At 69.0% G+C, this 23,200-nt stretch carries 28 protein-coding genes and 1 tRNA gene; 10 read left to right on the top strand and 19 right to left on the bottom strand.

Going from position 1 to position 23,200, the window contains the following annotated elements; translation table 11 throughout:
• The first annotated feature begins 5 nt into the window (after positions 1–5).
• A complete protein-coding gene (locus K244_RS0116120; RefSeq protein ID WP_020187315.1) occupies positions 6–395 on the top strand; it encodes a response regulator in 390 nt (129 codons plus the stop codon).
• Between the two features lie 4 nt (positions 396–399).
• Here the strand turns inward: K244_RS0116120 and K244_RS0116115 are convergent, their stop codons facing one another.
• Together K244_RS0116115 and K244_RS0116110 are read right to left on the bottom strand one after the other, a co-directional pair.
• On the bottom strand, positions 400–1,020 hold the full coding sequence (locus K244_RS0116115; protein WP_020187314.1) for a 2-dehydro-3-deoxy-6-phosphogalactonate aldolase: 621 nt from the start codon (positions 1,018–1,020) through the stop codon (positions 400–402).
• Positions 1,017–1,958, bottom strand: coding sequence for a 2-dehydro-3-deoxygalactonokinase (locus K244_RS0116110; RefSeq protein ID WP_020187313.1), 942 nt, complete (start codon positions 1,956–1,958; stop codon positions 1,017–1,019). The genes K244_RS0116115 and K244_RS0116110 overlap by 4 nt, the downstream gene beginning before the upstream one ends.
• 129 nt (positions 1,959–2,087) lie before the next feature.
• On the opposite strand from K244_RS0116110, the gene K244_RS0116105 reads away from it, so the two are divergent.
• The 3 genes from K244_RS0116105 to K244_RS0116095 are packed head-to-tail and all read left to right on the top strand — an operon-like array spanning position 2,088 to position 7,018.
• Positions 2,088–3,305, top strand: coding sequence for an acyl-CoA dehydrogenase (locus K244_RS0116105; RefSeq protein ID WP_245259782.1), 1,218 nt, complete (start codon positions 2,088–2,090; stop codon positions 3,303–3,305).
• Positions 3,306–3,340: 35 nt separating this feature from the next.
• Complete coding sequence (locus tag K244_RS0116100) at positions 3,341–4,471, top strand: polysaccharide pyruvyl transferase family protein (protein WP_245259781.1); 1,131 nt, start codon at positions 3,341–3,343, stop codon at positions 4,469–4,471.
• Positions 4,472–4,495: 24 nt separating this feature from the next.
• Positions 4,496–7,018 (top strand): hypothetical protein, encoded by a 2,523-nt coding sequence (locus K244_RS0116095; RefSeq protein ID WP_020187310.1) that lies wholly within the window; start codon positions 4,496–4,498, stop codon positions 7,016–7,018.
• Between the two features lie 187 nt (positions 7,019–7,205).
• Here K244_RS0116095 and K244_RS0116090 read toward each other — a convergent pair.
• Positions 7,206–7,292: transfer RNA gene (locus tag K244_RS0116090), tRNA-Leu, on the bottom strand.
• Between the two features lie 156 nt (positions 7,293–7,448).
• Between K244_RS0116090 and K244_RS0116085 the strand changes: the two genes are divergently transcribed.
• The gene (locus K244_RS0116085) at positions 7,449–8,030 is read left to right on the top strand and encodes a YqaA family protein (RefSeq protein ID WP_020187309.1); all 582 of its coding nucleotides are present in this window, start codon (positions 7,449–7,451) and stop codon (positions 8,028–8,030) included.
• 5 nt (positions 8,031–8,035) lie between these two features.
• Positions 8,036–8,530 (top strand): disulfide bond formation protein B, encoded by a 495-nt coding sequence (locus K244_RS0116080; RefSeq protein ID WP_020187308.1) that lies wholly within the window; start codon positions 8,036–8,038, stop codon positions 8,528–8,530.
• A 7-nt stretch (positions 8,531–8,537) separates the two neighbouring features.
• Here the strand turns inward: K244_RS0116080 and K244_RS22130 are convergent, their stop codons facing one another.
• The 14 genes from K244_RS22130 to hisB all read right to left on the bottom strand — a co-directional run bounded on the left by K244_RS22130 (position 8,538) and on the right by hisB (position 17,824).
• A complete protein-coding gene (locus K244_RS22130) occupies positions 8,538–8,726 on the bottom strand; it encodes a hypothetical protein (protein WP_020187307.1) in 189 nt (62 codons plus the stop codon).
• 54 nt (positions 8,727–8,780) lie between these two features.
• Positions 8,781–9,338 carry an HNH endonuclease gene (locus K244_RS0116070; protein WP_024816549.1) on the bottom strand — a complete coding sequence of 186 codons (558 nt, stop codon included), beginning with the start codon at positions 9,336–9,338 and terminating at the stop codon, positions 8,781–8,783.
• Between the two features lie 65 nt (positions 9,339–9,403).
• Positions 9,404–10,087 (bottom strand): dienelactone hydrolase family protein, encoded by a 684-nt coding sequence (locus K244_RS0116065; protein ID WP_020187305.1) that lies wholly within the window; start codon positions 10,085–10,087, stop codon positions 9,404–9,406.
• A complete protein-coding gene (locus K244_RS23975; protein ID WP_280949672.1) occupies positions 10,084–10,614 on the bottom strand; it encodes a DNA-3-methyladenine glycosylase 2 family protein in 531 nt (176 codons plus the stop codon). Before K244_RS23975 ends, K244_RS0116065 begins: the two co-directional genes overlap by 4 nt.
• A 149-nt stretch (positions 10,615–10,763) precedes the next feature.
• Positions 10,764–11,720: a type I pantothenate kinase gene (gene coaA / locus K244_RS0116055; RefSeq protein WP_020187303.1), complete on the bottom strand. Its 957-nt coding sequence runs from the start codon at positions 11,718–11,720 to the stop codon at positions 10,764–10,766.
• The gene (locus K244_RS0116050; RefSeq protein ID WP_020187302.1) at positions 11,720–12,043 is read right to left on the bottom strand and encodes a phosphoribosyl-ATP diphosphatase; all 324 of its coding nucleotides are present in this window, start codon (positions 12,041–12,043) and stop codon (positions 11,720–11,722) included. Before K244_RS0116050 ends, coaA begins: the two co-directional genes overlap by 1 nt.
• Before the next feature lie 354 nt (positions 12,044–12,397).
• Positions 12,398–13,180 (bottom strand): imidazole glycerol phosphate synthase subunit HisF, encoded by a 783-nt coding sequence (gene hisF / locus K244_RS0116045; RefSeq protein WP_020187301.1) that lies wholly within the window; start codon positions 13,178–13,180, stop codon positions 12,398–12,400.
• Positions 13,181–13,508: 328 nt separating this feature from the next.
• Positions 13,509–13,937, bottom strand: a complete 429-nt coding sequence (locus tag K244_RS0116035) for a TA system VapC family ribonuclease toxin (protein WP_020187299.1) — start codon at positions 13,935–13,937, stop codon at positions 13,509–13,511.
• A complete protein-coding gene (locus K244_RS0116030; RefSeq protein ID WP_020187298.1) occupies positions 13,934–14,161 on the bottom strand; it encodes a hypothetical protein in 228 nt (75 codons plus the stop codon). The genes K244_RS0116035 and K244_RS0116030 overlap by 4 nt, the downstream gene beginning before the upstream one ends.
• A gap of 109 nt (positions 14,162–14,270) precedes the next feature.
• Positions 14,271–15,248, bottom strand: a complete 978-nt coding sequence (locus K244_RS0116025) for a PAS domain-containing sensor histidine kinase (protein WP_020187297.1) — start codon at positions 15,246–15,248, stop codon at positions 14,271–14,273.
• 107 nt (positions 15,249–15,355) lie between these two features.
• Positions 15,356–16,105 carry a 1-(5-phosphoribosyl)-5-[(5-phosphoribosylamino)methylideneamino]imidazole-4-carboxamide isomerase gene (hisA, locus tag K244_RS0116020; protein WP_020187296.1) on the bottom strand — a complete coding sequence of 250 codons (750 nt, stop codon included), beginning with the start codon at positions 16,103–16,105 and terminating at the stop codon, positions 15,356–15,358.
• Positions 16,093–16,728: an imidazole glycerol phosphate synthase subunit HisH gene (gene hisH / locus K244_RS0116015; RefSeq protein ID WP_020187295.1), complete on the bottom strand. Its 636-nt coding sequence runs from the start codon at positions 16,726–16,728 to the stop codon at positions 16,093–16,095. The genes hisA and hisH overlap by 13 nt, the downstream gene beginning before the upstream one ends.
• Positions 16,725–17,207 (bottom strand): DUF2628 domain-containing protein, encoded by a 483-nt coding sequence (locus K244_RS0116010; protein WP_020187294.1) that lies wholly within the window; start codon positions 17,205–17,207, stop codon positions 16,725–16,727. Before K244_RS0116010 ends, hisH begins: the two co-directional genes overlap by 4 nt.
• A gap of 23 nt (positions 17,208–17,230) precedes the next feature.
• Positions 17,231–17,824: an imidazoleglycerol-phosphate dehydratase HisB gene (gene hisB, locus K244_RS0116005; protein ID WP_020187293.1), complete on the bottom strand. Its 594-nt coding sequence runs from the start codon at positions 17,822–17,824 to the stop codon at positions 17,231–17,233.
• Positions 17,825–18,035: 211 nt separating this feature from the next.
• On the opposite strand from hisB, the gene K244_RS0116000 reads away from it, so the two are divergent.
• The 4 genes from K244_RS0116000 to hslU all read left to right on the top strand — a co-directional run bounded on the left by K244_RS0116000 (position 18,036) and on the right by hslU (position 21,534).
• Entirely contained in the window at positions 18,036–18,560 is a 525-nt protein-coding gene (locus tag K244_RS0116000) for a DNA starvation/stationary phase protection protein (protein WP_020187292.1), read from the top strand.
• Positions 18,561–18,648: 88 nt separating this feature from the next.
• Entirely contained in the window at positions 18,649–19,197 is a 549-nt protein-coding gene (gene hslV, locus K244_RS0115995) for an ATP-dependent protease subunit HslV (protein WP_020187291.1), read from the top strand.
• Complete coding sequence (locus tag K244_RS0115990; RefSeq protein WP_020187290.1) at positions 19,181–20,221, top strand: hypothetical protein; 1,041 nt, start codon at positions 19,181–19,183, stop codon at positions 20,219–20,221. The genes hslV and K244_RS0115990 overlap by 17 nt, the downstream gene beginning before the upstream one ends.
• A 17-nt stretch (positions 20,222–20,238) precedes the next feature.
• Positions 20,239–21,534, top strand: coding sequence for an ATP-dependent protease ATPase subunit HslU (gene hslU / locus K244_RS0115985; protein WP_020187289.1), 1,296 nt, complete (start codon positions 20,239–20,241; stop codon positions 21,532–21,534).
• Between the two features lie 252 nt (positions 21,535–21,786).
• On the opposite strand, the gene K244_RS0115980 is transcribed toward hslU, so the two are convergent.
• Together K244_RS0115980 and infC are read right to left on the bottom strand one after the other, a co-directional pair.
• Positions 21,787–22,356, bottom strand: a complete 570-nt coding sequence (locus tag K244_RS0115980) for an ActR/PrrA/RegA family redox response regulator transcription factor (protein WP_146035717.1) — start codon at positions 22,354–22,356, stop codon at positions 21,787–21,789.
• Between the two features lie 172 nt (positions 22,357–22,528).
• The gene (gene infC, locus K244_RS0115975) at positions 22,529–23,068 is read right to left on the bottom strand and encodes a translation initiation factor IF-3 (RefSeq protein WP_197027221.1); all 540 of its coding nucleotides are present in this window, start codon (positions 23,066–23,068) and stop codon (positions 22,529–22,531) included.
• Positions 23,069–23,200 lie beyond the last annotated feature (132 nt).

The raw sequence follows: 23,200 nt of genomic DNA, 5'->3' as shown, positions 1-23,200 counted from the left end.
CCGTCATGGCCCGCATCCTGCTGACCGACGACGAAGAGGCCGTGCGCGGCTTCGTGCAGCGCGCGCTCGAGATGGACGGCCACGACGTGGCGCAGGCCTTCGACGGCGCCGACGCGCTGGAGAAGCTCGGCGCCGCGGCCGAGGGCTTCGACCTGCTGCTGACCGACATCCGGATGCCGATGATGGACGGCATCGCACTTGCGCTCGCGGCCGCGCGCGATCACCCCGACACCATGATCCTGCTGATGACCGGCTACGCCGACCAGCGCGAGCGGGCGACCGGCCTCGAGGCGTTGATCCACGACGTGGTCACGAAGCCGTTCTCGCTGGCGCAGATCCGCTCGGTGGTGGCCGACGCGCTGGCCGCCCGCGACGCGCAGCGGCTGTCGTCCTGACGTCTCAGCCGAGCGCGGCCAGGGCCGCGCGGAAGGCGACCGCGTTGGCGGCCACGCGCTCCGCAGTCATGCCGGGCGCATAGAGCGCGGAGCCGAGACCGAACCCCCGCGCGCCGGCGGCCCAGTAGCCCGCGAGGCTCTGGGGCGTGACGCCCCCGACGGGAAGGAGCGTCGCCGCCGGCGGCAGCACCGCGCGCCAGGCCTTGACCACGGCCGGCGGCATCATCTCGGCCGGAAACAGCTTGAGCGCCGTCGCGCCGTTCGCAAGCGCCGCGAAGCCTTCCGTCGGCGTCGCCACCCCAGGCACGCAGGCGAGACCGAGCGAGGCCGCCCGGCGCACCACGGCGGGGTCGCTGTGCGGCATGAGGAGCAGTTCGCCGCCGGCGTCGCGGATGCGGTCGACGTCGGCGGGATCGAGCACGGTGCCCGCGCCGATCATGACGTCCGGGAAGCGCCGCGCCAGCCGCGTCACGCTGTCGAGCGGCTCCGGCGAGTTCATCGGGATCTCGACGATCCCGAAGCCGGCCTCGACCAGCGCCTCGGCGACGCTCTCGACCTCGTCCGGCCGGACCCCGCGCAAAATCGCGATCAGCGGAAACGTCGTCAGGCGGTCGTGGAAGCTCATCGCTCGTCCTCCATGCGCGTCAAAGCCCCGGCGAGGGCGTGCAGCCCCCGGAAGGCCAGGTCCTCGCCCGCAGAGACCGTCTCGATCCCGGACAGGCCAAGCGCCAAGGCGTAGCGCTCCGCGAGATCGCCTCGGCCGACGAGCCGCGCGGCACCGGAGGGCGCGCCCATCAGCGCGAGCGCCTCGCGCGCCTCCTGGCCGATCAGCAGACCCGACATGTAGCTCGGCAGGGCCTCGGCTGCGAGCCGATCGAACAGGCCGTGGGTGCGGACCGCGAACAGTTCGTGCAGCGGCGCGCCCGAGCGCCGCGCAGCCGCGCAGCCCTGCGCGAAGGCGTCGGCGTCGAGCCCGGTCTCCTCGCCCTCCTCGGGCATCAGCCGGCCGAGGATCGAATGGCGGCGCAGCACGCCGTAGAGCTCGCCCGTCATGAAGGTGTGGAAGCCGACGATCCGGCCGCCGACCACGCGCGCCCATTTGCTGTGGGTGCCGGGCAGCACGAACACAGCGTCCGAGATGCCGGCGGAGGCGATCGCGCCGAAGATCTCGGTCTCCTCCCCGCGCATGACGTCCGCCGTCCCATGGGCGTGTTCAGCCCGGACGCCGGGCGCGAAGCCCACGCGGACGCCCTGCGCCGTGGTCGTCCACGCCATCGCCTGGGCGAGGTCGGCGAAGCCCGCCGGGCAGGCGGCGTAGGGCGCTTCGACCCAGCCCTGCCGGCTGCCGATCATGCCCGACGCGAGCACGCGGGTCCCCGGCCGGCGCGCGAGCCAGGGCGAGATCAGCGCCTCGAACATGCCGTCGAAGCTGCGGCCGTTCGCGAACATGATCCCGTCCGGCGACGACAGCCGCTCCTCGATCGTTCCGTCCGGCGCGATCAGCGCGGCGCGCAGGGAAGAGGTGCCCCAGTCGAGGGCGATGAGGCTGCGATCGGCGGTCATGCGGCGTTCCGGGTCCGGCGCGTGGGCGCCGTTCCGAGCTAGACGAGCCGGACGACGAAGGACAGGCCTTTCTGACGCCGCACCGGCTGCCTATGGATGGGCGCGACCAAGATCGCCGGAGACAGTCCCTTGACCGACGCCCCCGCCCGCGACGTCCACGCGCCCTCGAACGCCGCCTTCGACTGGTCCGATCCGTTCGACCTCGAGTCCCAGCTGTCCGAGGAGGAGAGGCTCGTGCGGGACACCGCGCGGGATTACGCGCAGGAGCGGCTGTTTCCGCGGGTTCGCGACGCCTACCGCACCGAGACCTTCGATCGCGCGATCATGACGGAGATGGGCGCCCTCGGGCTCCTGGGCCCGACCCTCCCGGAGGCCTACGGCGGCGCGGGCCTCGGCTACGTCGCCTATGGGCTCGCCGCGCGCGAGATCGAGCGGGTGGACTCCGGCTACCGCTCGGCGATGAGCGTCCAGTCGTCGCTCGTGATGCATCCGATCTGGGCCTACGGTTCGGAGGAGCAGCGCCGGCGGTTTCTCCCGCGGCTCGCCCGCGGCGAGGCCATCGGCTGCTTCGGGCTCACCGAGCCGGACGCAGGCTCCGACCCAGCCGCGATGCGGACGCGCGCGACGCGCATCGACGGCGGCTACCGGCTCTCCGGCGCGAAGACCTGGATCACCAACGCGCCGATCGCCGACCTCTTCGTGGTCTGGGCCAAATCCGACGCGCATGACGGCGAGATCCGCGGGTTCCTGCTCGAGAAGGGCGCCAAGGGCCTGTCCGCGCCGAAGATCGAGGGCAAGCTCTCGCTTCGCGCCTCCGTCACCGGCGAGATCGTGATGGACGCCGTCGAGGTCGAGGAAGACGCGCTGCTGCCCAACGTCTCCGGCCTCAAGGGTCCGTTCGGCTGCCTCAACCGCGCCCGCTACGGGATCGCTTGGGGCGCGATTGGCGCGGCGGAGTTCTGCTGGCGCGCCGCGCGGCAATACGCGATCGACCGCGTGCAGTTCGGCCGCCCCCTCGCCCAAACCCAGCTCGTGCAGAAGAAGCTCGCCGATATGCAGACCGAGATCGCGCTCGGTCTCCAGATCGCGCTCCGCGCCGGCCGCCTGTTCGACGAAGGCCGGCTCGCGCCGGAGGCGATCTCGCTGATCAAGCGTAACGCCTGCGGCAAAGCGCTCGAGATCGCCCGGCTGGCGCGCGACATCCACGGCGGCAACGGGGTGTCCGACGAGTACCACGTCATGCGCGTCTCCCAGAACCTCGAGGCGGTGAACACCTACGAGGGCGCCCACGACGTCCACGCTCTCATTCTGGGACGCGCCCAGACCGGGCTGCAGGCGTTTTTCTGACAAAGGGCCGTTCGTCTTGAACCTTCGGCGTAGGCATGCGACCGTTCAGTGGGGACAATCAAAAAACAACAATGGCTGCGTCAAAGGAGCTCGCGTCGATGGCACGCGCGCGATCATTGGTTGTTCGGGGTTACTATGGCAACGGCAACTGCGGCGATGAGGCGCTGCTTGCAACGCTACTCCAGTACTTCTCGCCGGCTTACAGGTTCATCGTTTCGGTCAACGACGCTGGGCGCGTCGCCGCAAACCTGAAGAAGAAAAAGATCGGCGCCTACGCCGACGTCAAAGTGGTGTGGAGCCTGGACCGCGGCGTCGTAACGAGGGGCGATGTGGCGGGCTTCCTGCTCGGGGGCGGAGGGCTTGGATTGGGTTTCGGTTGGGACCAGTACATGTTCGCCTGGCGCAAGGGAAAGAAGATCATCCACGCGGGAGTCCACGTCACCGAAGAGTACGTCTCGCCGACGCCGGACGCCTTCAACGACGTGACCCGCGCTTTGCTGGGGTCGGCGCATTTCTTCAGCGTGCGACACCGCCTTTCCGTGGAGACCGCCGCGCGGCTCGGCGTCCGGGCCGCCTATGTTCCCGACTGGGCGTTCGCGCTCAAAACGGAGCCGGGTCCGACGCCCGGCCGTGACTACGTCGTCGTCACGATCCGGGCTGACGCCCACCAGCGCAATCCGCACACGCTCCGCTGCCTGCAGAGCATCGCCGCCTACGCCGAAGCCGAAGGCCTCGACATCGTGCTGCTGCCCTTCGACATCAGCGATCAGCGGCTGACCAAACGGCTGAAGGTCGCGGGCCAGATGCTTGGCGGGCTGTTCTATCGGCCCGCCTACGTGAAACACCTGATTGCGCACGCAAAGGTTGCGTTCTCTCTTGGCCGTTATCACCCGATCGTCTTCGCCATGGCGTCGGACGTGCCGATCTTCAGCGTGGACGCGGTGCGGCGCGGCCGTTCGGACGACAAGACATGCCTGCAGCTCATCGAGGAAGGCCTCGACGACTTCCATTTTCCGATTGATCGTCTCGACGACTTTACGCCGGCGGAGATCGGGCGCCTCGTGCGCCGCTACGCCGTCTCCGGAACGTATTCAAAGAGCTTTATGAACAACGCCGCTCTCGTGGACGCCGCAGCGGGGCGGATCCACGAGATCCTCAAATCCTGATCGAAGTCTTGGTACGGTGGCACGATGAACGTCATTCAGCTCTGCGGTTCGTTCGGCGAACGGTGCGGCATCGCGCGGTACACGCAGTATGTCGCGGACACCCTGTCGCTCCTCGGGGTGAACAACCGCATCGTCCGCTCCTGCGGACAGCTCGACGCGCTGCTGCGCGCCGACGAGTCCGCGGGCCGGACCGAGCCGACGCTCGTGCTGGTGCAGCACGAGTACGGCATCTACGACATGCTAGGCGAGCTCTCCTCGGGCGACTCGACCGGCAACATCATCGCGACGCTGACGGAGCTTTCGACGCGCGGCCGCATCCGCGCCGCGGCCTTCATCATGCACACCATCGTCGCGCGCGACCACGTGCTGAGCTTCGCGAACAAGCAGCTGTTCACCAGCCGCTTCCCGGTGTTCCACCTGAACCGCCTCGGCGCGGCCCAGGGCGGCGTCGAGTTTCTGGAGCACGGCGTCTACCGCATGCCCGGCTCCAACCTCGACCGGATGCTCAAGGGCGAGATGGACGTGGACGCCTTCGCCGAGCGTCAGCTCGCGACGAAGTCGGTCGGCACCTTCGGTCTGCTGTCTCCCAACAAGATGCCGCGGCGGATCATCGAGCTTGCCGGCGCCCACAACCTCGAGCTCAAGGCCAACTTCGCGAGCCGCTCCAAGGTCGACCCCAAGCGGCTGCTCCGGTTCCTCGACGAGGCGCACGTCACCGGCACGATCGGCTTCGACTTCCTCTCGGAGGAGGACCTTCTCAGGACGATCGAGACGGCCAGCTTCGTCGGCAGCTTCCAGGAGGACTTCAACCACTACGCGACCAGCGGCTCCACCCGTTTCCTGCTGAACTCCGGCGTGCCGCTGATCGTGAACAGCGTCACCTGTTTCATGGATCTCAGCGAAGTCGCGGTGTTCGTGGACGACTCCCGCAGCGAACTGCTCGCGCGGATGATGGTCGACCGGGACCTCTACAAGTCGAAGATCGACGACGTGGTGCGCTTCAGCCGCGACAACACGATGGAGCGGGTCTACGAGCGCCTGCTGAACGACGCCGTCTATCACTTCGACCAGAAGAAGGACGGCAAGCAGCGCTACGTCTACTACCACCAGAACCTCATGAGCACGCCGTCGCTGAAGGACGCCGTGCGCTTTTTCGGCATCGACGAGCCGGAGATGACGGCGACGGGCCTCGTGAACGCCGTCAACCGCCGGTTCAGCGCCGTGGCGCCGAAGGCGGTCTGGGAGAGCTACCTCGACACCTCCAAGAGCATTTCGGATCCCGAACTGCTCGAGGAGTTCGATCCGAAGTTCGACCCGAAGGCGCAGCCCGTCTGGGAGCGGGAGAGCGACGAGCCGCAGCCGGCTGACGCCACCGCCGCCTTGCGCGCCGCGAACAGCGCCCTGACCGCCTGGACGCCGCCGACGCTCAGCCGTCTCGCCATGATCCCGCCCTCGCGCTGGCGGGACTACCTGAGCCGGGCGGGCGGCGTCGCCGACCAGAACGCCCTGCAGACCATCGACGCGATCGACCCCGGCGCGACGGTCGGCGAGCGCCTGCGCATCACGGCGGAGGCCCTCGCCGGGCAACAAATGCGCACACCGGGCCATGGCGCGCACCTCATCGACGACGCCCTCGCGCGCACCGTGTTCTACTCCTCCGAGATCGACTCGTTGCCGAGCGCCGAGCGCGCCTATTGCGTCGCCCTGATGCTCGACCGGCAGCCGCCGGACGAAGGCCGCCTCAAGCTTTTCAAGCACCTATTCGACAACGGCGCCTCGATCGCCGATTTCGTGGGGACCTCGGAGTTTGAGAACGCGCTGATCGACCTCGCCGACGGCGGCGCGAGCACGCGCTTCGGCAAGGCCACTTTCGGGCCAGCCTTCACCGCGACGCTCGAAGGCCGGTCCTCGCGCGTGGCGTTCTGGCGGCAGTTCATCCGGCGCCGGTTCAACCTCCCCGCCTCGGCGGGCGAGTTCGACGTCCACGATGCCGGCGACATCCTGGACGTGCGCCCGGGCGAGCCCGATCGCACGGGCTGGACCGAGTTCGCCACGGCGATGCGCAGCCAGCGGTTCCGTTTCCCCGTCGCCGCCATGGAGCCCTTCGCCGGGCTCGCGGGCGATCGTCCGTGGTTCGAGATCGCGCTCTACGCGCTCTCGCTCAAGAACGCGCGCATCGTGACCTCTCACAAAGAGTTCATCTCCTCCTGGACGCGGGCGCAGCAGGTCTTCAGCCAGGACGAGGAGCTTCCCGACTTCGACTTCTTCCTCCTGCACAAGGACGCGGCTCGCGCCTTCATTCCTTTGCTCGAGCGCCGGCAACCGACGCCCTGCCTCGCCTTCGCGAACGAGGTGTTCTTCGTGGTCTCCGACCTTAGCAAGATCGCGCGCTCTTACGACGGCCGCCACGGCGGCGGCTTCATCGCCCCGCCGCGCGATCCGATCCCGGCGCCTCTGCCGACCGTGGCCGCGCCCCCGCCCTCGGCCGAAGTGGACCCGGCCACCGCCGCAGCGGTGGCGGCGCATCCCCAGCCCTGGGAAGTGTGATGAGCCGCGCCTGACGCGGTTCGGCGACTGGCGGAAGCCAGTTTGCGGAGGGACGGCTCACCGAAGCGGGCCTTCCCCGCCGCAACTGCCATGGCTGACCGCGCCGGGACGACTTCGAAAGGCGGACGGACGCAGCCTGAGGCGAGGGCGGGGGCCTCGGCTCAGCCGATCGGGCCGAGGGAGGCCGTGGTGCGGGTGGTCGGACTCGAACCGACACTCTGTCGCCAGAAACGGATTTTGAGTCCGTCGCGTCTACCGGTTCCGCCACACCCGCACGAGGGCCTTCGCCGAAGCGGCGCCACGATGTCGACAGAGCGCCGCACTGTCAATTCATCCTGTTACGCCAATAAGGCCCTTCCGCTCTTGCGGCCGTCGCCGACAGCTTCTACGGGAAATGCATCCGCCGACGCACCGGCGCCAAAGGCTCCCCATGCTGAGACGCCTCTACGACTGGATGCTCTCCCTCGCCGCCGGTCCGCGGGCAAAGCTCGCGCTGTTCGGGGTCTCCTTCGCCGAAGCCTCGTTCTTCCCGCTGCCGCCGGACATCCTGCTGGTGCCGATGACGATCGCGCGCCCGCACGACGCCTACAGGCTCGCGCTGCTGACGGGCCTCGGCTCGACGCTCGGCGGCGCGCTCGGCTACGCCATCGGATCGCTGCTCTACGACAGCGTCGGGCTCTGGATCATCCATCTCTATGGCTACGGCGATAAGATGGACGCCTTCCGGGAGACCTACGCCCATTACGGGTTGTGGATCATCCTGCTGAAGGGCCTGACGCCGATCCCCTACAAGCTGGTGACCATCACCTCGGGGTTCGCGGGCTACAATTTCTTCCTCTTCATGCTCCTGACCGTCATCTCGCGCACGCTGCGGTTCCTGGCGGTGGCATGGATCCTCAAACGCTATGGCGAGCCGGTGCGGGAGTTCATCGAGCGGAAGCTGGCGCTGTCCGCGTTCATATTGCTGTTCTTCGTGGTCGGCGGCTTCGTGCTGGTGAAGTACGTGGTGTGACGGCTATGGCGGCCTCCCCTCTCCGCTCCCCCGCGACCGCCGGCTTCTTCATCGCGGTCGTCGCGGCCGCGACCGTCGGCGGCGCGCTCGTGTTCGAGCACGGCTTTGGCTACGTCCCCTGCATGCTGTGCCTGTGGGAGCGCTGGCCCTATTACCTCGGCGCGCCGCTCGCGCTGCTCGCCGCCCTGCTCGCGCTGCGCGGCCACGCCGCGGCGAAGCTTCCGTTCGCCGCCCTCGCCCTGCTGTTCCTGGGCGGAGCCGTCCTCGGCGCCTACCACGCCGGCGTCGAGTGGGGGTTCTGGCCGGGCCCGACCAGCTGCGCCGGCGCGAACGCCGCTCCGACCTCGGCCGGCGGCCTGCTCGCCCAGATGAAGACGACGCGGATCGTCCCCTGCGACCGCGCGGCCTGGCGCCTCTTGGGAGTCTCCTTGGCGGGCTACAGCGCGCTGATCTCGCTGGGTTGCGCCGCGCTCGCCGGGCGCGCGGCGCAGCGCGCCTGAGGCTGCGCTACAGGGTACGGCCGTCGAATGGCGTGGTCTCAAGCGTGAACGCCTCCGCGGCGGCGAAGGCGAGGTTCAGTCCCTTTATCGCGCAGATCGGGCAGTTCCACGCCGTCACCATGGCGAGGTCGGTCTCGACATCGAAACGCACGGCCCAGCGGTGGCAGGCGCCGGAATAGCGCTTGGTTTCGGGCATCGACGTCGCCTCCGTGCCGCAGGCGGACCGATCGCGGCCGCCGTCCCCTCGGCGCTACGGCTCGAGCTCGCTGTCCCAGTAGAGGTAGTCGAGCCAGCTGTCGTGCAGGTAGTTCGGCGGAAAGGCGCGGCCGTTCTGGTGCAGGTCGTGCACCGAGGGCTGGAACGGCGTTTGGGCCGGGTACATCCCGCAGTCCGCCGGCATCTGGCCGCCCTTCCGGAGGTTGCAGGGCGAGCAGGCCGCGCAGACGTTCTCCCAGGTGGTCTGGCCGCCGCGGGAGCGCGGGATCACGTGGTCGAAGGTCAGGTCTTCGCGCGTGCCGCAGTACTGGCAGGAGAAGCGGTCGCGCAGGAATACGTTGAACCGAGTGAACGCAGGGTTGCGCGCCGGCTTCACGTAGGTCTTCAGGCACACCACCGAGGGCAGCTTCATCTCGAAGCTGGGGCTGTGCACTTCGCGGTCGTAGTGGGAGATCACGTTCACGCGGTCCAGGAAGATCGCCTTGATGGCGTCCTGCCAGGACCACAGCGACAACGGATAGTAGCTGAGCGGACGGTAGTCCGCGTTCAACACCAAGGCCGGGCACGCGTCAGGTGAAACGGCGACCGTCACCGAGCACTCCTTGCATGAGCGCCGGCGCGCCGGCCGACGCTGGGCGATACTCTACAGGTCGTGTGTCAGCCTTGTGAAGCCATACGAGCGAATGTTTTTCGAGGAGCGAAGGCGCTCGCCAGGAAGGCTGCGCCCTGGCGCAGGCCCTCGCCGTCGATGCCGTGCCCGAGGCCGGGCGAGAGATGCCATTCGCAGGGAATTTCCGCGGCCCCGAGGCCGTCCGTCGCGGCGAACAGGGCGTCGATCGGGATGACCTCGTCGCGGTCGCCGTGGATCAGAAGGATCGGCGGCTTGCCCGTCGCCTCGTCCTTCAGGACCTCCGGCGAGACCAGCATCCCGGAGTATCCGAGGATCGCCGCCGGCGGGACCCTGCGGCGCAGGCCGACGTGCAGCGCCATCATCGTGCCTTGGCTGAAACCGACCAGCGCCAGCCTGTCGGGCGCGACGCCGGTGCGGGCGAGTTCGGCGTCGAGGAAGGCGTCGAGATCGGGGCGGGCGGCGACCACGCCGCGGCGGCGCTCGTCCGGATCGCGGAACGTGAGCGGGAACCACTGCCGGCCCATCGGCGAGCCTGGGAGCAGCGAGGGCGCATGCGGCGCGACGAAGGCCGCGTCCGGCAGCAGCTGCCGCCACTCCCGGCCGATCGCGATCAGGTCATTTCCGTCCGCGCCATAGCCGTGCAGGAAGACGACGAGCGCTTTGGCCTGGCCGGAAGCGGGGGCGAGGCGGGGTCCGTCGATCGCGGTCATCGAAGCTCCTCGGCAGTCTCGGGTCGGTGCGGGGCCGGCGCGTCGTCGCGGCCGCCGCGGCGCTTCAGGTAATAGGCCCAGAGCAGTTGCGCCGCCACTCCCCGCAGCGGCCGCCAGCCCGCGGCCAGCGCCTCGGCGGCCCGCAGGTCTGGCCGCGCGGGCAGGCCGAACGCCTGCTTCAGCGCGGCCTGCACCGCGATGTCGCCGCCGGGGAAGGCGTCGGGACGGCCGTGGGCGAACAGGAGAAAGACGTCCGCCGTCCAGGGGCCGACGCCGGACACGCGAAGCAGCGCCGCGCGCGCCTCCGCCTCGTCCATCAGCTTCAAGGCCTCGAGGTCGAGGCCGTTCTCGACCGCCGAGCAAAGGGCCCGAACGGTCCTCAGCTTCGGCCGCGAGAGGCCTGCGGCGCGAAAGACATCGTCGGGCGCGGCGGAGAGCGTTGCGAGGTCGAGCCGCCCGAGCGCGGCCTCCAGCCGCCCATGGATCGCCTTTGCGGCCGCGACCGAGATGAGCTGCGAGTTGACGATCCAGACCAGTCCCGCGAGATCGGGCGTCAGCGTCCGGAGCGGCGGCGGGTCGCAGACGGCGCGGATCGCGCCCAGCCGCGGGTCGAGCGCACAGAGCCGGTCCAGCGCGGCGTCGAGCTGCGGTCGTGTGAGGATGCGGTCAGGAGCGATCAGATCTTCCGCAGCCGGACTTCGTCGATCCGGTGGCTGCGGCCCTTCTTCAGGATCAGGTCGGCGCGCGGCCGGGTGGGGCGGATGTTCTCGCGCAGGTTCGGCAGGTTGATGTCGGCCCAGAGCTTTTCCGCCTGCTCCATCGCCTCGGTCTTCGACACCTGGGCGTACTTGCGGAAGTAGGACTGCGGGTCGCGGAACGCGGTTTCGCGCAGCCGCATGAAGCGCTCGACGTACCAGCGATGCAGCAACGGCTCGTCGGCGTCGAGGAAGATGCCGAAGTCGATGAAGTCGGACACAAAGGGCGTGACGCGGCCGTTCTGCGGCTTGTCGCCGGTCTGGAGGACGTTCAGCCCCTCGATGATGACGATGTCCGGGCGGTCGATGACCAGCTGCTCGCCGCGCACCACGTCGTAGACCAGATGGCTGTAGACCGGCGCGGTGACCTCGCGCTTGCCGGCCTTGATGTCGGAGATGAAGCGGATCAGCGCCTGGACGTCGTAGCTTTCCGGAAAGCCCTTGCGGTTCATCAGGCCTTCGCGCTGCAGCACCGCGTTGGGCAGAAGGAAACCGTCGGTGGTGACGAGGTCGACCTTCGGCGTCGCCGGCCAGCGGGCGAGCAGCGCGCGCAGCACGCGGGCGGTCGTGGATTTGCCCACGGCGACTGACCCAGCCACCGCGATCACGTAGGGCACCCGCGTCTCGCCGTGGCCCAGGAAGCGCTGGGTGGCGCGAAACAGCTGCTGGCGCGCGGTGACGTAGAACGCGAGCAGGCGCGAGATCGGCAGGTAGATCTGCTCGACCTCGTCCACGTCGATCGGGTCGTTGAGCGAGCTCAGCCGATCGAGGTCGGCGGCGTCCAGCGTCAGCGGGGTGTCGGCGCGGAGCTTCGCCCAGTCCTGCCGGGTGAAGGTGGCGTAGGGCGAGGGATTTCGGATCCGCGGCCGGTCGTCCATCAGCGCTCCCGGGAGGCCTTTTCCGCGTGGCCCGACTGCACGGTGCGGCGCTCAAGTTCGGCCATGACCTCGGCGAGGTCGACCTCTCGTACCCTGAGAGCCACCAACAGGTGGTAAAGCACGTCCGCAGCCTCGGCCACGAGTTCGACCTTCGTTCCCGAGGCGGTGGCGAGCGCCACCTCGACGCCCTCCTCCCCCAGCTTCTTGGCGCAGCGGGCGGGGCCCGCCTCCACCAGCGAGCGGGTGTAGGATTTTTCGGCCGTGGAGGCGTCGGCGCGCTGGGCGACGATGCGTGCGAGGTCGTCGAGGGTGAAGCCGGTCACTGGACGCTCGCTTGAAGACGGCGGAACGCAGCGCGTCCCCGCCACCCTTGCGGGGCAGGAAAACCAATCGGTCCTGGCTCTGCGGTCCGGGATGATCCGGGACATGCTGGTCTCCCCTCCCCCTTGCGGGGAGGGGTAAGGGGTGGGGGTAGCGCCGCAGATGTCGCGACGCTTCCACGTCGCGCTTCTGCAAGCGCGCCGGCCCGGGGCGATGCGGAGAGAAGGCCCGATCCGTCGAACGGGGCCGTATCCGAGGGTGACGTTTTATCCTGCGCCACCCCCACCCCCGGCCCCTCTCCGCAGGGGGGAGGGGAGAAGGACGAAGCCGGACGTGAGTTCGTCATCATTTCGTCCTTACGCCGCCGGATCGAGCCGGACCGGCAGGCCGGCGGCGGCCATGGCGGCCTTGGTCTCGCCGATCGTGTATTCGCCGAAGTGGAAGATCGACGCGGCCAGCACGGCGCTCGCCCCGCCCTTGATGACGCCCTCGACCATGTGCGCCGGCGTGCCGACGCCGCCGGAGGCCACCACCGGCACCGGCACCGCGTCCACAACCGCGCGCACCAGCGGGAGGTCGTAGCCGTGCTTGGCGCCGTCCTGGTCCATCGAGGTCAGCAGGATCTCGCCAGCGCCGAGGCTCGCGACCTCGGCCGCGTAGGCCACGGCGTCGAGGCCGGTCGGGCGGCGGCCGCCGTGGGTGAAGACCTCCCAGCGGTCGGCCTCGCCCGCCTGCGAGACCTTCTTGGCGTCGACCGCGACCACGATCGCCTGCGCGCCGAACTTTTCGGCGGCCCGCGCCACGACGGAACGGTCGTTCACCGCGGCGGACATGATCGAGACCTTGTCGGCGCCGGCCAGCATCAGCGCGCGCACGTCCGCCACCGAGCGCACGCCGCCGCCGACCGTCACCGGCATGAAGCAGTTTTCCGCCGTGCGGGCGACGACGTCGAGCAGGATCGCCCTCTCCTCGTGGCTCGCTGTGATGTCGAGGAAGCAGAGCTCGTCGGCGCCCGCGGCGTCATAGGCGATCGCGGCCTCCACCGGATCCCCGGCGTCGCGCAGGTCGACGAACTGGACGCCCTTGACCACGCGGCCGTCCTTGACGTCGAGGCAGGGGATGACGCGGATTTTTAACATGCTTTAACGCTTTGCACGGGAGCTTGTGCTCTTACGAGTTCGGGAGACCAAGCGGTGGCGCAGGCCTTTGGACTTCTTTCTCTCGCAACAGCCGTAATCGCTTTGGTCTACGGGTTCTGGATCTTCTCATACAGACTTTGGCCGACAATCGCCGGCGAGAAGACCGTTGGCCCGAAGGTTTCTGCCGCTCTGCTGGGCGCCCGAAAGCACCTTGCTGCGTTGGCTTGTCTATTCGCGCTCACTCTATCGCTAATGATCACGAGCGGCGTGGCCCAGCGTATCGCCTCGATGGCGGCGCACTGACTGGCGCACACGGCTCCTCATGCTGTCATATCACGACCAAAGCCTCGCGCCCGCGTGATACCGCGTCAGGCGCCAAGCGGCGGTCGAGCGTCACAAACCGACCGCCGTTCTTGACCGCAAGCGCCAGGAGATAGGTGTCGGTGACTCGACGATGCGACGACAATTGCAGAACGTCCACCCGATCGTCGGCGAGCAGGCTGACGTCGTCCGCCCAGAACCGGTGGCCGGGCATGGCGAAGAAAGTCCTGAGAAGCGTCGCCACGATCGCCGGAGATCCGGGCGAGTTGAGGTAGCTCGGCTGGCTCACGATCCGCAGGACGCCGTTTTCGACGATGGGGCACGTGGCCCAATCGTGTCGGCCTTCGGCGGCGAACCAATCGTGCGCAAGCTGGCTCTCAGCGTGCGCGGAGTCGATCAGCGCGATCAAGACGCTGACGTCGAGCAGGAAGCTCACGGCAGTTCATCTTCCAACCGCTTCACAAGTTCAGTCGTGATGACGACCCCGGGCCGAGATATCGGCAGTTGCGGAATTCCGTTCCGGGTCTTCGAAATGGGCACGTCCGACAAGGACCGGCGCGCAAGGTCGGAGAGCACCGCTCCAAGGCTCCGCCGCTCCCGTTCCGCAAGCGCTCGCGCGGCGGACAGAATGTCGTCGTCGATCGTCACCGTGGTGCGCATGCGGAAATCTCTATCGCATCGATCATCACGCATCAACCAAGCGCTATGTTCCCGCCTGCGCCGTCCGTGGGAACCGCCTCCCAGCGCGTCGCGACGGACGGTCGGCCGTTCAGTTGCCGGCGAGAAGCGCGGCGACCGGCGCGGCCAGCGTCACGACCACGCCCTCGGGCCGGTAGTCGATCTTCGCCTCGCCGCTGAGATAGCCCGACAGCGCCCGCTCGATGACGTGCGAGCCGAAGCCGCGCCGCGTCGGGGGCGAAACCTTCGGCCCGCCCTCCTCGCGCCATTCGAAATGGAGCAGGCCGTCGGCGAAGCCCCAGCTGAGGTTGACGCGCCCGCCGTCCGCAGACAGGGCGCCGTACTTGACGGCGTTGGTCGCCAGTTCGTGCACCGCCAGAGCGAAGGCCATCGCCGCGCGGTCGGCGAGCCGCACGGGTGGGCCATCCACGCGGACGCGCTCCTCCAGCCCATGGGGCTTGAGCACGCTGCGCACCAAGGCGTCGAGGTCCGCCTCGGCGGACGTCGTCTTCATGAGGCTGTCCTGGGCCTTGGCGAGCGCGACCAGCCGCTCCGAGATCTGCGCGTGGAACGAGCGCGCGACGTCGCCGCCCGCCCGCAGGGTCTGGCCCACGATCGCCTGCACCAGCGTCAGCAGGTTCTTGATGCGGTGATTGAGTTCGGCGGCCAGCAGCTTGTGCCGCTCTTCGCTGTCCTTGAGCGTAGTGATGTCGCGCGAGACCGACAGGATCGACTCCGGGCGGCCGTCGCGGCCGATGATCGGGCTCACCTGCACGTCCCAATGGCGGGGATTGCCCCTGCCCGTGTTGGCGATGTCCTGGAACCGGTAGCTGCGGCCGTCGATCGCCGCCGCGATCGCGGCCTTGGCGTGAAGGTTTCCGGAGCCGGTCCAAAGGTCCGGCCAGTTGCAGCCGGCGAGAGCGCTGAAGTCGTCGATCTCCATCACCCGCTGGCCGCCCTCGCTCATGAAGACGAGGCGCCCCTCAAGATCGATGATCTTGATGCAGTCGTCCGAGGCGGCGAGGACGCTGCGCATGAAGCGCGCGTCGCGCTCGGCTGCCGTAGTCATATGATTACATTCCATCGCGCGGGACGCACGACAACCTTTCTACAAGAGCGCCGTCAGCTACGCTTGACTTTTAGCGGCTGCGCCGCGCTTTCGCGAAGGTACCTTTATTACGTCGCCGTCTTCGCCGCGCGCACGAAGGCGAGCGCCTCGCGTCCGTTCAGCCGGCCGTCGTAGAGCGCACGGCCTGTGATCGCGCCCGCGACGGCGGCGTTTTCCGGCGCGAGCAGGCGGCGGACGTCCTCGATGTCGGCGAGGCCGCCGGAGGCGATCACCGGAATCGCGACGGCCTCGGCCAGCTCGCGGGTGGACTCGAGGTTGAGGCCGCCGAGCAAGCCGTCGCGCGCGATGTCGGTGTAGATGATCGCGGCGACGCCGGCGTCCTCGAACCGGCGGGCGAGGTCGAGCGCCGTGATGTCCGACAGCTCGGCCCAGCCCTGCACCGCCACGCGCCCGTCGCGGGCGTCGACCCCCACCGCGACCTTGCCCGGATGGGCCCGGGCCGCCGCCTTCACGAACTCCGGGTCGCGCACCGCCGCGGTGCCGATGATGACGCGGGCGACGCCGCGCTTCAGCCAGGCGTCGACCGCCTTCATGTCGCGGATGCCGCCCCCGAGCTGCACGGGAACCCGGGCCTGGTCGAGAATGGAGTCGACGGCCGCGGCGTTGACGCTGGCGCCGGCGAAGGCCCCGTCGAGATCGACCACGTGGATCCACGCGAAGCCCTCGGCGGCGAAAGCCTTGGCCTGGCCGCCAGGGTCGCGGCCGTAGACCGTCGCCTGGTCCATGTCGCCCTGGCGCAGCCGGACGACCGAGCCGCCCTTGAGGTCGATCGCGGGGTAAAGGATCACGGACGCCACCTGACGAAGTTCGCGAGCAAAGCGAGGCCGAGGGTCTGGCTCTTCTCGGGATGGAACTGGACGCCGGCGACGTTGCCGCGCGCCACCAGCGCCGTCACCTCGCCGCCGTAGGTCGCGGAGGCGACGACGTCGTCCGGGTCGTTCGGCGTGAGGTGGTAGGCGTGCAGAAAGTAAGCGTGCAGGCCGCCCTGCCCCAGCGCCAGCCCGTCGAGCAGGGCGTGATCGCGGTGCGGGTTGAGCGTGTTCCAGCCCATGTGCGGCACCTTCAGCCGCGCGTCGCCGGGCTCGATCCGGCGGACCCGGCCGGGAATCCAGTCGAGGCCCGGCGTCTCCTCATACTCCTCGCCTGTGGTGGCGAGCAGCTGCATGCCGATGCAGATGCCGAGAAAAGGCCGCCCGCGGCGCGTCACGACCTCGTCCAGCGCCTCACCGAGGCCGGAGGCCTGGCCGAGCGCCGTGCGGCAGTCCGGGAAGGCGCCGTCGCCGGGCAGGACCACGCGGTCGGCGGAGGCCACCTGCGTGGGATCGCTCGTCACGACCACGCCCTCGCCTCCGGCCCGGATCAGAGCCTTCTCGACCGAGCGGAGATTGCCGGCGCCGTAGTCGACGACCGCGATCGTCACCGCGCCGCTCCGGGCTGCGGAAAGAAGCTGAACGCCGGCTGCGCCGGGCGATAGGGCGTCCCGGACGGCCGCGGCCGCGCGGTCTCGCGCGGTTGGTCGGCGAGCCAATCAGTGAAGAAGTGCGCCTCCGCCTCCTCCCGGCCGCGGGCGAACACGCTGGCGACGTAGGAATAGCCGCGACGCTCCAGAGCGCGGGCGCGGAGCCACGACGCCTCGAAGCCGACCGCGAGGTTGGGCAGCAGCGCGAAGACGAGCGCCGATCCGCCGCGCAGTTCGAGCCCGCGCGCGACCAGCGCCAGCGCGACCTCGGCGGCGACATACAGCGCGAAGGCCATCCAGCAGCGCCGGTAGAGCAGCCAGATCGCAGGCGCGAGGAAGGCGAGCTTGTGGAAGCCCTCGCGCACGACGACGAAGCGTTCGGCGTCGTCGAGCGTGCGCGCGGCGCCGCCGGGGGGTTCGTAGATCAGCCAGGTCTGCAATGTGGGTCAGCCTTTGAAAGACGTCAGTCGCCGATGCGGCCCTTGGTGGAGGGCAGCCGGTCGCCGGCGCGCGGATCGAGCGCGAACGCCGTCTTCAGAACGCGCGCGAGCCCCTTGAAGCAGGACTCGGCGATGTGATGGGAGTTCGCGCCATAGAGCGTCTCGACGTGCAGTGTCACGGCCGCATGGGTCGCGAACGCCTGGAAGAACTCCCGCACCAGCTCGGTGTCGAACTCGCCGACCTTCTGGGTCGGAAACGCCGTGCGCCAGACCAGAAACGGCCGTCCCGAAACGTCGATCGCGACGCGGGTCAGGGTCTCGTCCATCGGCATGTGCACGTCGGCATAGCGGGTGAGGCCCTTCATCTCGCCGAGCGCCTTGCGCACGGCTTGGCCCAGCGCGATGCCGACGTCTTCCGTGACGTGGTGGAAGTCGACGTGCACGTCGCCCTTCGCCTTGATCTCCATGTCGATCATGGCGTGGCGCGACAGCAGCTCCAGCATGTGGTCCAGGAAGCCGACGCCGGTCGAAATCGTCGACGCGCCTGAACCGTCGAGATCGACGGAGAGCGCGATGTCGGTTTCGGCAGTCGTCCGGATCACCTCGGCGCGGCGCATGGAAGCCTCTTGAACGCCGCGAACGCAGTCGCGGATCTGTCATGGGAACGCGGGGTCGATAGCACGCCGGCGCGCCCAAGGCCAACGGACGCCTCCCACAAGACGGCATAGCGCATCTGCGGCGCCCGCGGGCGCATATCGACGGCGTCGACTTGCCCTCTACTTGGACCCTCACCGGCGCTTCGTCCGGTTTCATCCCGAGGTGACTGCCATGGCCAAGAAACCCACCGAAGAGGTCCGGGCGCGCAAGAAGGCGGCGCTCGCAACTCCGACCGACCTAGGATCAAACGCGATCCGCGATCTCGAGGGGGCGCTGAACGCCGTCCTCGCCGACACCTATGCGCTCTACCTGAAGACCAAGAATTTCCATTGGCACATGAGTGGGCCGCACTTCCGCGACTATCACCTGCTGCTCGACGAGCAGGCCGCCGAGATCCTGGCGACGACCGACGACATCGCCGAGCGAGTGCGGAAGATCGGCGGCACCACGCTGCGCTCGATCGGACACATCTCGCGCCTCCAGCGCGTCAAGGACAACGACGCCGACTTCGTGACGCCGCAAGACATGCTGGCGGAGCTTCGGGACGACAACCGCGACCACGTCAAACGGCTGCGCGAAGCTCATGATCTCGCCGACGAACACGAGGACGTCGCGACGGCGAGCCTGATCGAGAACTGGATCGACGAGACGGAGAAACGCGCCTGGTTCCTGTTCGAGACCAGCCGCGGCGCCTGACGCCGGCGCAAGCAGCGGAGGCGCCGCCCTTTTCGCCGCCGCGAGGAATGCCTACCTGTGCTCCCACGACAGTCCTGCGGGAGCCTCCATGTCCGAGATCATTCTTCACGGGACGACGATCGTGCTCGTCCGCAAGGGCGGGCGCGTCGTCATCGGGGGCGACGGCCAGGTCAGCCTCGGCCAGACGGTGATGAAGGCGACCGCCAAGAAGGTCCGGCGCATCGCCAAGGGGCAGGTCATCGCCGGCTTCGCGGGCGCGACCGCCGACGCCTTCACGCTGTTCGAGCGGCTCGAGGCCAAGCTCGAGCAACATCCCGGCCAGCTGTTGCGCGCGGCGGTGGAGCTCGCCAAGGACTGGCGCCTCGATCGTTACCTCCGCCGGCTCGAGGCGATGATGCTGGTCGCCGACAAGAACGTGGCGCTCGTCATCACGGGAACCGGCGACGTGCTGGAGCCGGAGGACGGGATCGCCGCGATCGGCTCCGGCGGCAACTACGCGCTCGCAGCGGCGCGCGCGCTGTCCGACACCGACGCGGACGCCGAGGCGATCGTGCGCAAGGCGATGAAGATCGCGGCCGAGATCTGCGTCTACACCAACGGCAACGTGACGGTTGAGAGTCTTGAGACCGTCGGCTGACGACCTCGCCGCGGCGGTCGCGGCGGACGTCATCGACCAGGCCGCGGCCGACCGGCTGCGCGCCTTTCTGACGCGCGACGACGAGGGGCCCTCCCCGCTCGGCGCGGCCGACCGAGAGGACGTGCGCTTCGTGCGCGGCTTCCACGACGTGTTCATGAGCTTCGGGCTGGCGGCGGTGCTGATCGGCTTCCGGCTGGCGGTCATGGCCGTGATCCCCGAGGGCGCGCAGGCCGCCGCCTTCGCGCTGGGCGCGGGCGCGATCTGGGCGCTCTCCGAGATCTTCGCCCGCCGGCAGCGGCTGGTGCTTCCGAGCATCGTACTCGCGCTCGGCTTCGTCACCTACGCCGTGACTGCGGCCGCCTTCGCGCTGGGCGCCTTGGCCGAAGCGCCGGGCGGCGCGACGTTCTTCGCCGTGGCCGGCGTGGGGCTTGCGGCCGCCGTCGCGTTCCGGCTGCGCTTCCGCCTGCCGTTCTCGAGCCTGCTGATCGCAGGCGGCGCGATCGGTCTCGGGCTCGCCGCGCTCGAGACCGTCGCGCCAGGCGCCGTGGAAGCCCATTGGGACGGCCTGTTGCTCGCATTGGGGCTGGCGGTGTTCGCCGTCGCCATGCGGTACGACCTGAAGGACCCAGGCCGGGTGACGCTCGCGGCGGACCACGCCTTCTGGCTCCACCTCCTCGCCGCCCCCATGATCGTGCACGCGCTGCTCGCCTTCGCGGTCGCGACGCCGAGCGCGCCCACCGGTCCCGAGGCCGGCCTCGTCGTCGCGATCATGCTCGCGCTCGCCCTGCTCGCGCTCGCGATAGACCGGCGCGCCCTGCTGATGTCCGGGCTGATCTACTTCGGCGCCGCGATCGGCGTGCTCGTCGCGCAGACCGACATCGACCCCGGCGCGATCTTCGCGCTGACCCTTGTGCTTCTTGGCGGCTTCGTCGTCACGCTCGGGGCGGGCTGGCGCCCGGCGCGCCGCCTCGTGCTCGCAGGCGTTCCCTCCCCCGCCCGCCGCGCCCTTCCACCCGTTCGGTAGAGTTTCCGAGGCCCGCCATGACCGACCTCTCCCCCCGCGAAATCGTCTCCGAGCTCGACCGGCACATCGTCGGCCAGCGCGACGCCAAGCGCGCGGTCGCGATCGCGCTCCGGAACCGCTGGCGCCGCCTGCAGCTCACCGGCCACCTGCGCGAGGAGGTGCAGCCGAAGAACATCCTGATGATCGGGCCGACCGGCGTGGGCAAGACCGAAATCTCGCGCCGGCTGGCGCGGCTCGCCAACGCCCCGTTCCTGAAGGTCGAGGCCACCAAGTTCACCGAGGTCGGCTACGTCGGCCGCGACGTGGAGCAGATCATCCGCGACTTGGTCGAGGTCGCGATCGGCCTGACGCGCGAGACCAAGCGCAAGGACGTCTCCGCCAAGGCCCACATGGCGGCGGAGGAGCGGGTGGTCACCGCGCTGGTCGGCGCAACTGCGAGCCCGGCGACCCGCGAGAGCTTCCGCAAGAAGCTGCGCGACGGCGAGATGGACGAGAAGGAGATCGAGATCGAGGTGGCCTCGTCGGGCGCTCCGATGATGGAGATCCCGGGGATGCCCGGTCAGGTCGGCATGATCTCGCTGGGCGACATCTTCGGGAAAGGCATGCCCGGCCAGAAGAAAACCCGCCGTGTGCTGGTCAAGGACAGCCACGAGGCGCTGATCGCCGAGGAGTCCGACAAGCTGCTCGACCAGGAGCAACTCGTCGCCGAGGCCATCAAGGCGGTCGAGAACGCTGGCATCGTGTTCCTGGACGAGATCGACAAGATCTGCGCCCGCGAGGGCCGCGCCGGGGACGTCTCGCGCGAGGGCGTGCAGCGAGACCTGCTGCCGCTGATCGAGGGCACCACCGTCGCGACCAAGCACGGGCCGGTGAAGACCGACCACATCCTGTTCATCGCCTCGGGCGCGTTCCATGTGGCGAAGCCCTCGGACCTGCTGCCGGAGCTGCAAGGCCGCCTCCCGATCCGCGTCGAGCTCTCGGCGCTCGACCGGGAGGACTTCGTGCGCATCCTCACCGACACCGAGGCGAGCCTCGTCAAACAGTACGTGGCGCTGCTCGCGACCGAGAACGTGACCCTGGATATCACCGCGGACGGCGTCGACGCGCTGGCGGACATCGCCGTCGAGGTGAACTCCAGCGTCGAGAACATCGGCGCGCGGCGGCTGCAGACGGTGATGGAGCGGGTGCTCGACGAGATCAGCTTCACCGCCGCCGACCGCAGCGGCGAGACGGTGACCGTCGACGGCGACTACGTGCGCAAGTTCGTCGGCGACCTCGCGAAGAACGCGGACCTGAGCCAGTTCATTCTTTAAGGCGCGCGTCGCAGCGTTTTCGCCAATGTGCGCGGGACATCCCTCCTCACGCGCAGCGTGGGGAGGGTGGCCTCGGCGAAGCCGAGGTCGGGTGGGGTCTTAGGCGTCGAGCACGATGGCGTAGAACGGGCGAAACGGGCGGAGCCCGTACGGCCGCCACCCCGCCCGGCCGGGCTACAGCCCGTCCACCCTCCCCTCTATCGAGGGGGGGATTCCTGCGCTTCGTTCGTCAGGCGCAGCTCTGCCCGCGCCTCAGCGCGGGGCGCGCTTGGCGAGGATCCGCTGAAGCGTGCGGCGATGCATGTTGAGGCGGCGCGCGGTCTCCGAGACGTTCCGGCCGCAGAGCTCGTAGACCCGCTGGATATGCTCCCAGCGCACCCGGTCGGCCGACATCGGGTTTTCCGGCGGCTCCGGCTTATGGTCGCCGGCGCTCAGCGCGCTGTGGATCTCGTCGGCGTCGGCGGGCTTCGCGAGGTAGTCGACCGCGCCCATCTTCACCGCGGTGACCGCTGTCGCGATGTTGCCGTAGCCAGTGAGCACCACGCCGCGGGCGTCCGCCCGGCGCGACTTCAGCGCCGATATGACGTCGAGGCCGGACCCGTCGCCGAGCCGCATGTCGACCACCGCGAAGGCCGGGGGCGCGCGTTCGACCGCGTCGAGACCTTCGCGGACGCTCTCCGCGACCGTGACTGCGTAACCGCGGGCTTCCATGGCGCGGCCGAGCCGCTGCACGAAGGACTTGTCGTCGTCCACGATGAGCAGCGTCATCTCGGACGCAGCTCCCACGCGAGCGTCCGCTCCGCTCGCAGCTTCGGCCGTCATCTGCATCGACATTCCAGACTTGCTCACATCGCCGCGACCTCTGCCGCGACCGATCGAAGCACTATAGCCGATGACACGGCTCCGCAACCACCGTTCACGTGAAGCGGAGCTCGTTCATCTTTGCTGAACGTTGAGCGCAGAAAGCCTTTGGCGCCGGAGGCGCCGCGCGGGATCAGCGCGGCGCGAGCACCATCGTCATCTGCCGGCCTTCGAGCGACGGATCGCTCTCGACCTTGGCGATCGGGGAAACCTCCTCGCGCACCTTGATCAGCAGCTTCAGGCCCAGGTCCTGATGCGCCATCTCGCGGCCGCGGAACCGCAGGGTCACCTTGACCTTGTCGCCTTCCTCGAAGAACCGGCGCATCGCCTTCATCTTCACCTCGTAGTCATGATCATCGATGTTGGGACGCATCTTGATCTCTTTGACTTCGACGATCTTCTGATTCTTGCGAGCCTCGGCGGCCTTCTTCTGCGACTGGTACTTGTACTTGCCGTAGTCAAGCAGCTTACAGACAGGCGGAACAGAGTTCGGCGCGATCTCGACGAGATCGAGCCCCGAATCCTCCGCGGCCTGGAGCGCGTCATTGATCTTCGTAGGGCCGAGATTCTGCCCGCTCGCGTCGATGAGCTGAACCTCGAGGACGCGGATCTCCTTGTTGACGCGGGGTCCGTCTTTTTGAACCGGCGCGACTGGCCTCATGGGACGACGAATGGCTGCAATCTCCTCTTAACATTACGGTGCGCCGTCATCTGCTCCAACGCGGAAAGCCCCGTGTTCTGACACGAGGCGCGCGCCAAAGCGGCGAACGTCGCCGACGGCGAGCCAAAGATCGTGACAAAGGAC

Origin of the sequence: Methylopila sp. 73B, from assembly GCF_000526315.1 — a bacterium.
Lineage (GTDB): Bacteria > Pseudomonadota > Alphaproteobacteria > Rhizobiales > Methylopilaceae > Methylopila.
Note: the sequence above shows the minus strand (reverse complement) of the source record. Positions and strands in the feature narration are given on the sequence as shown.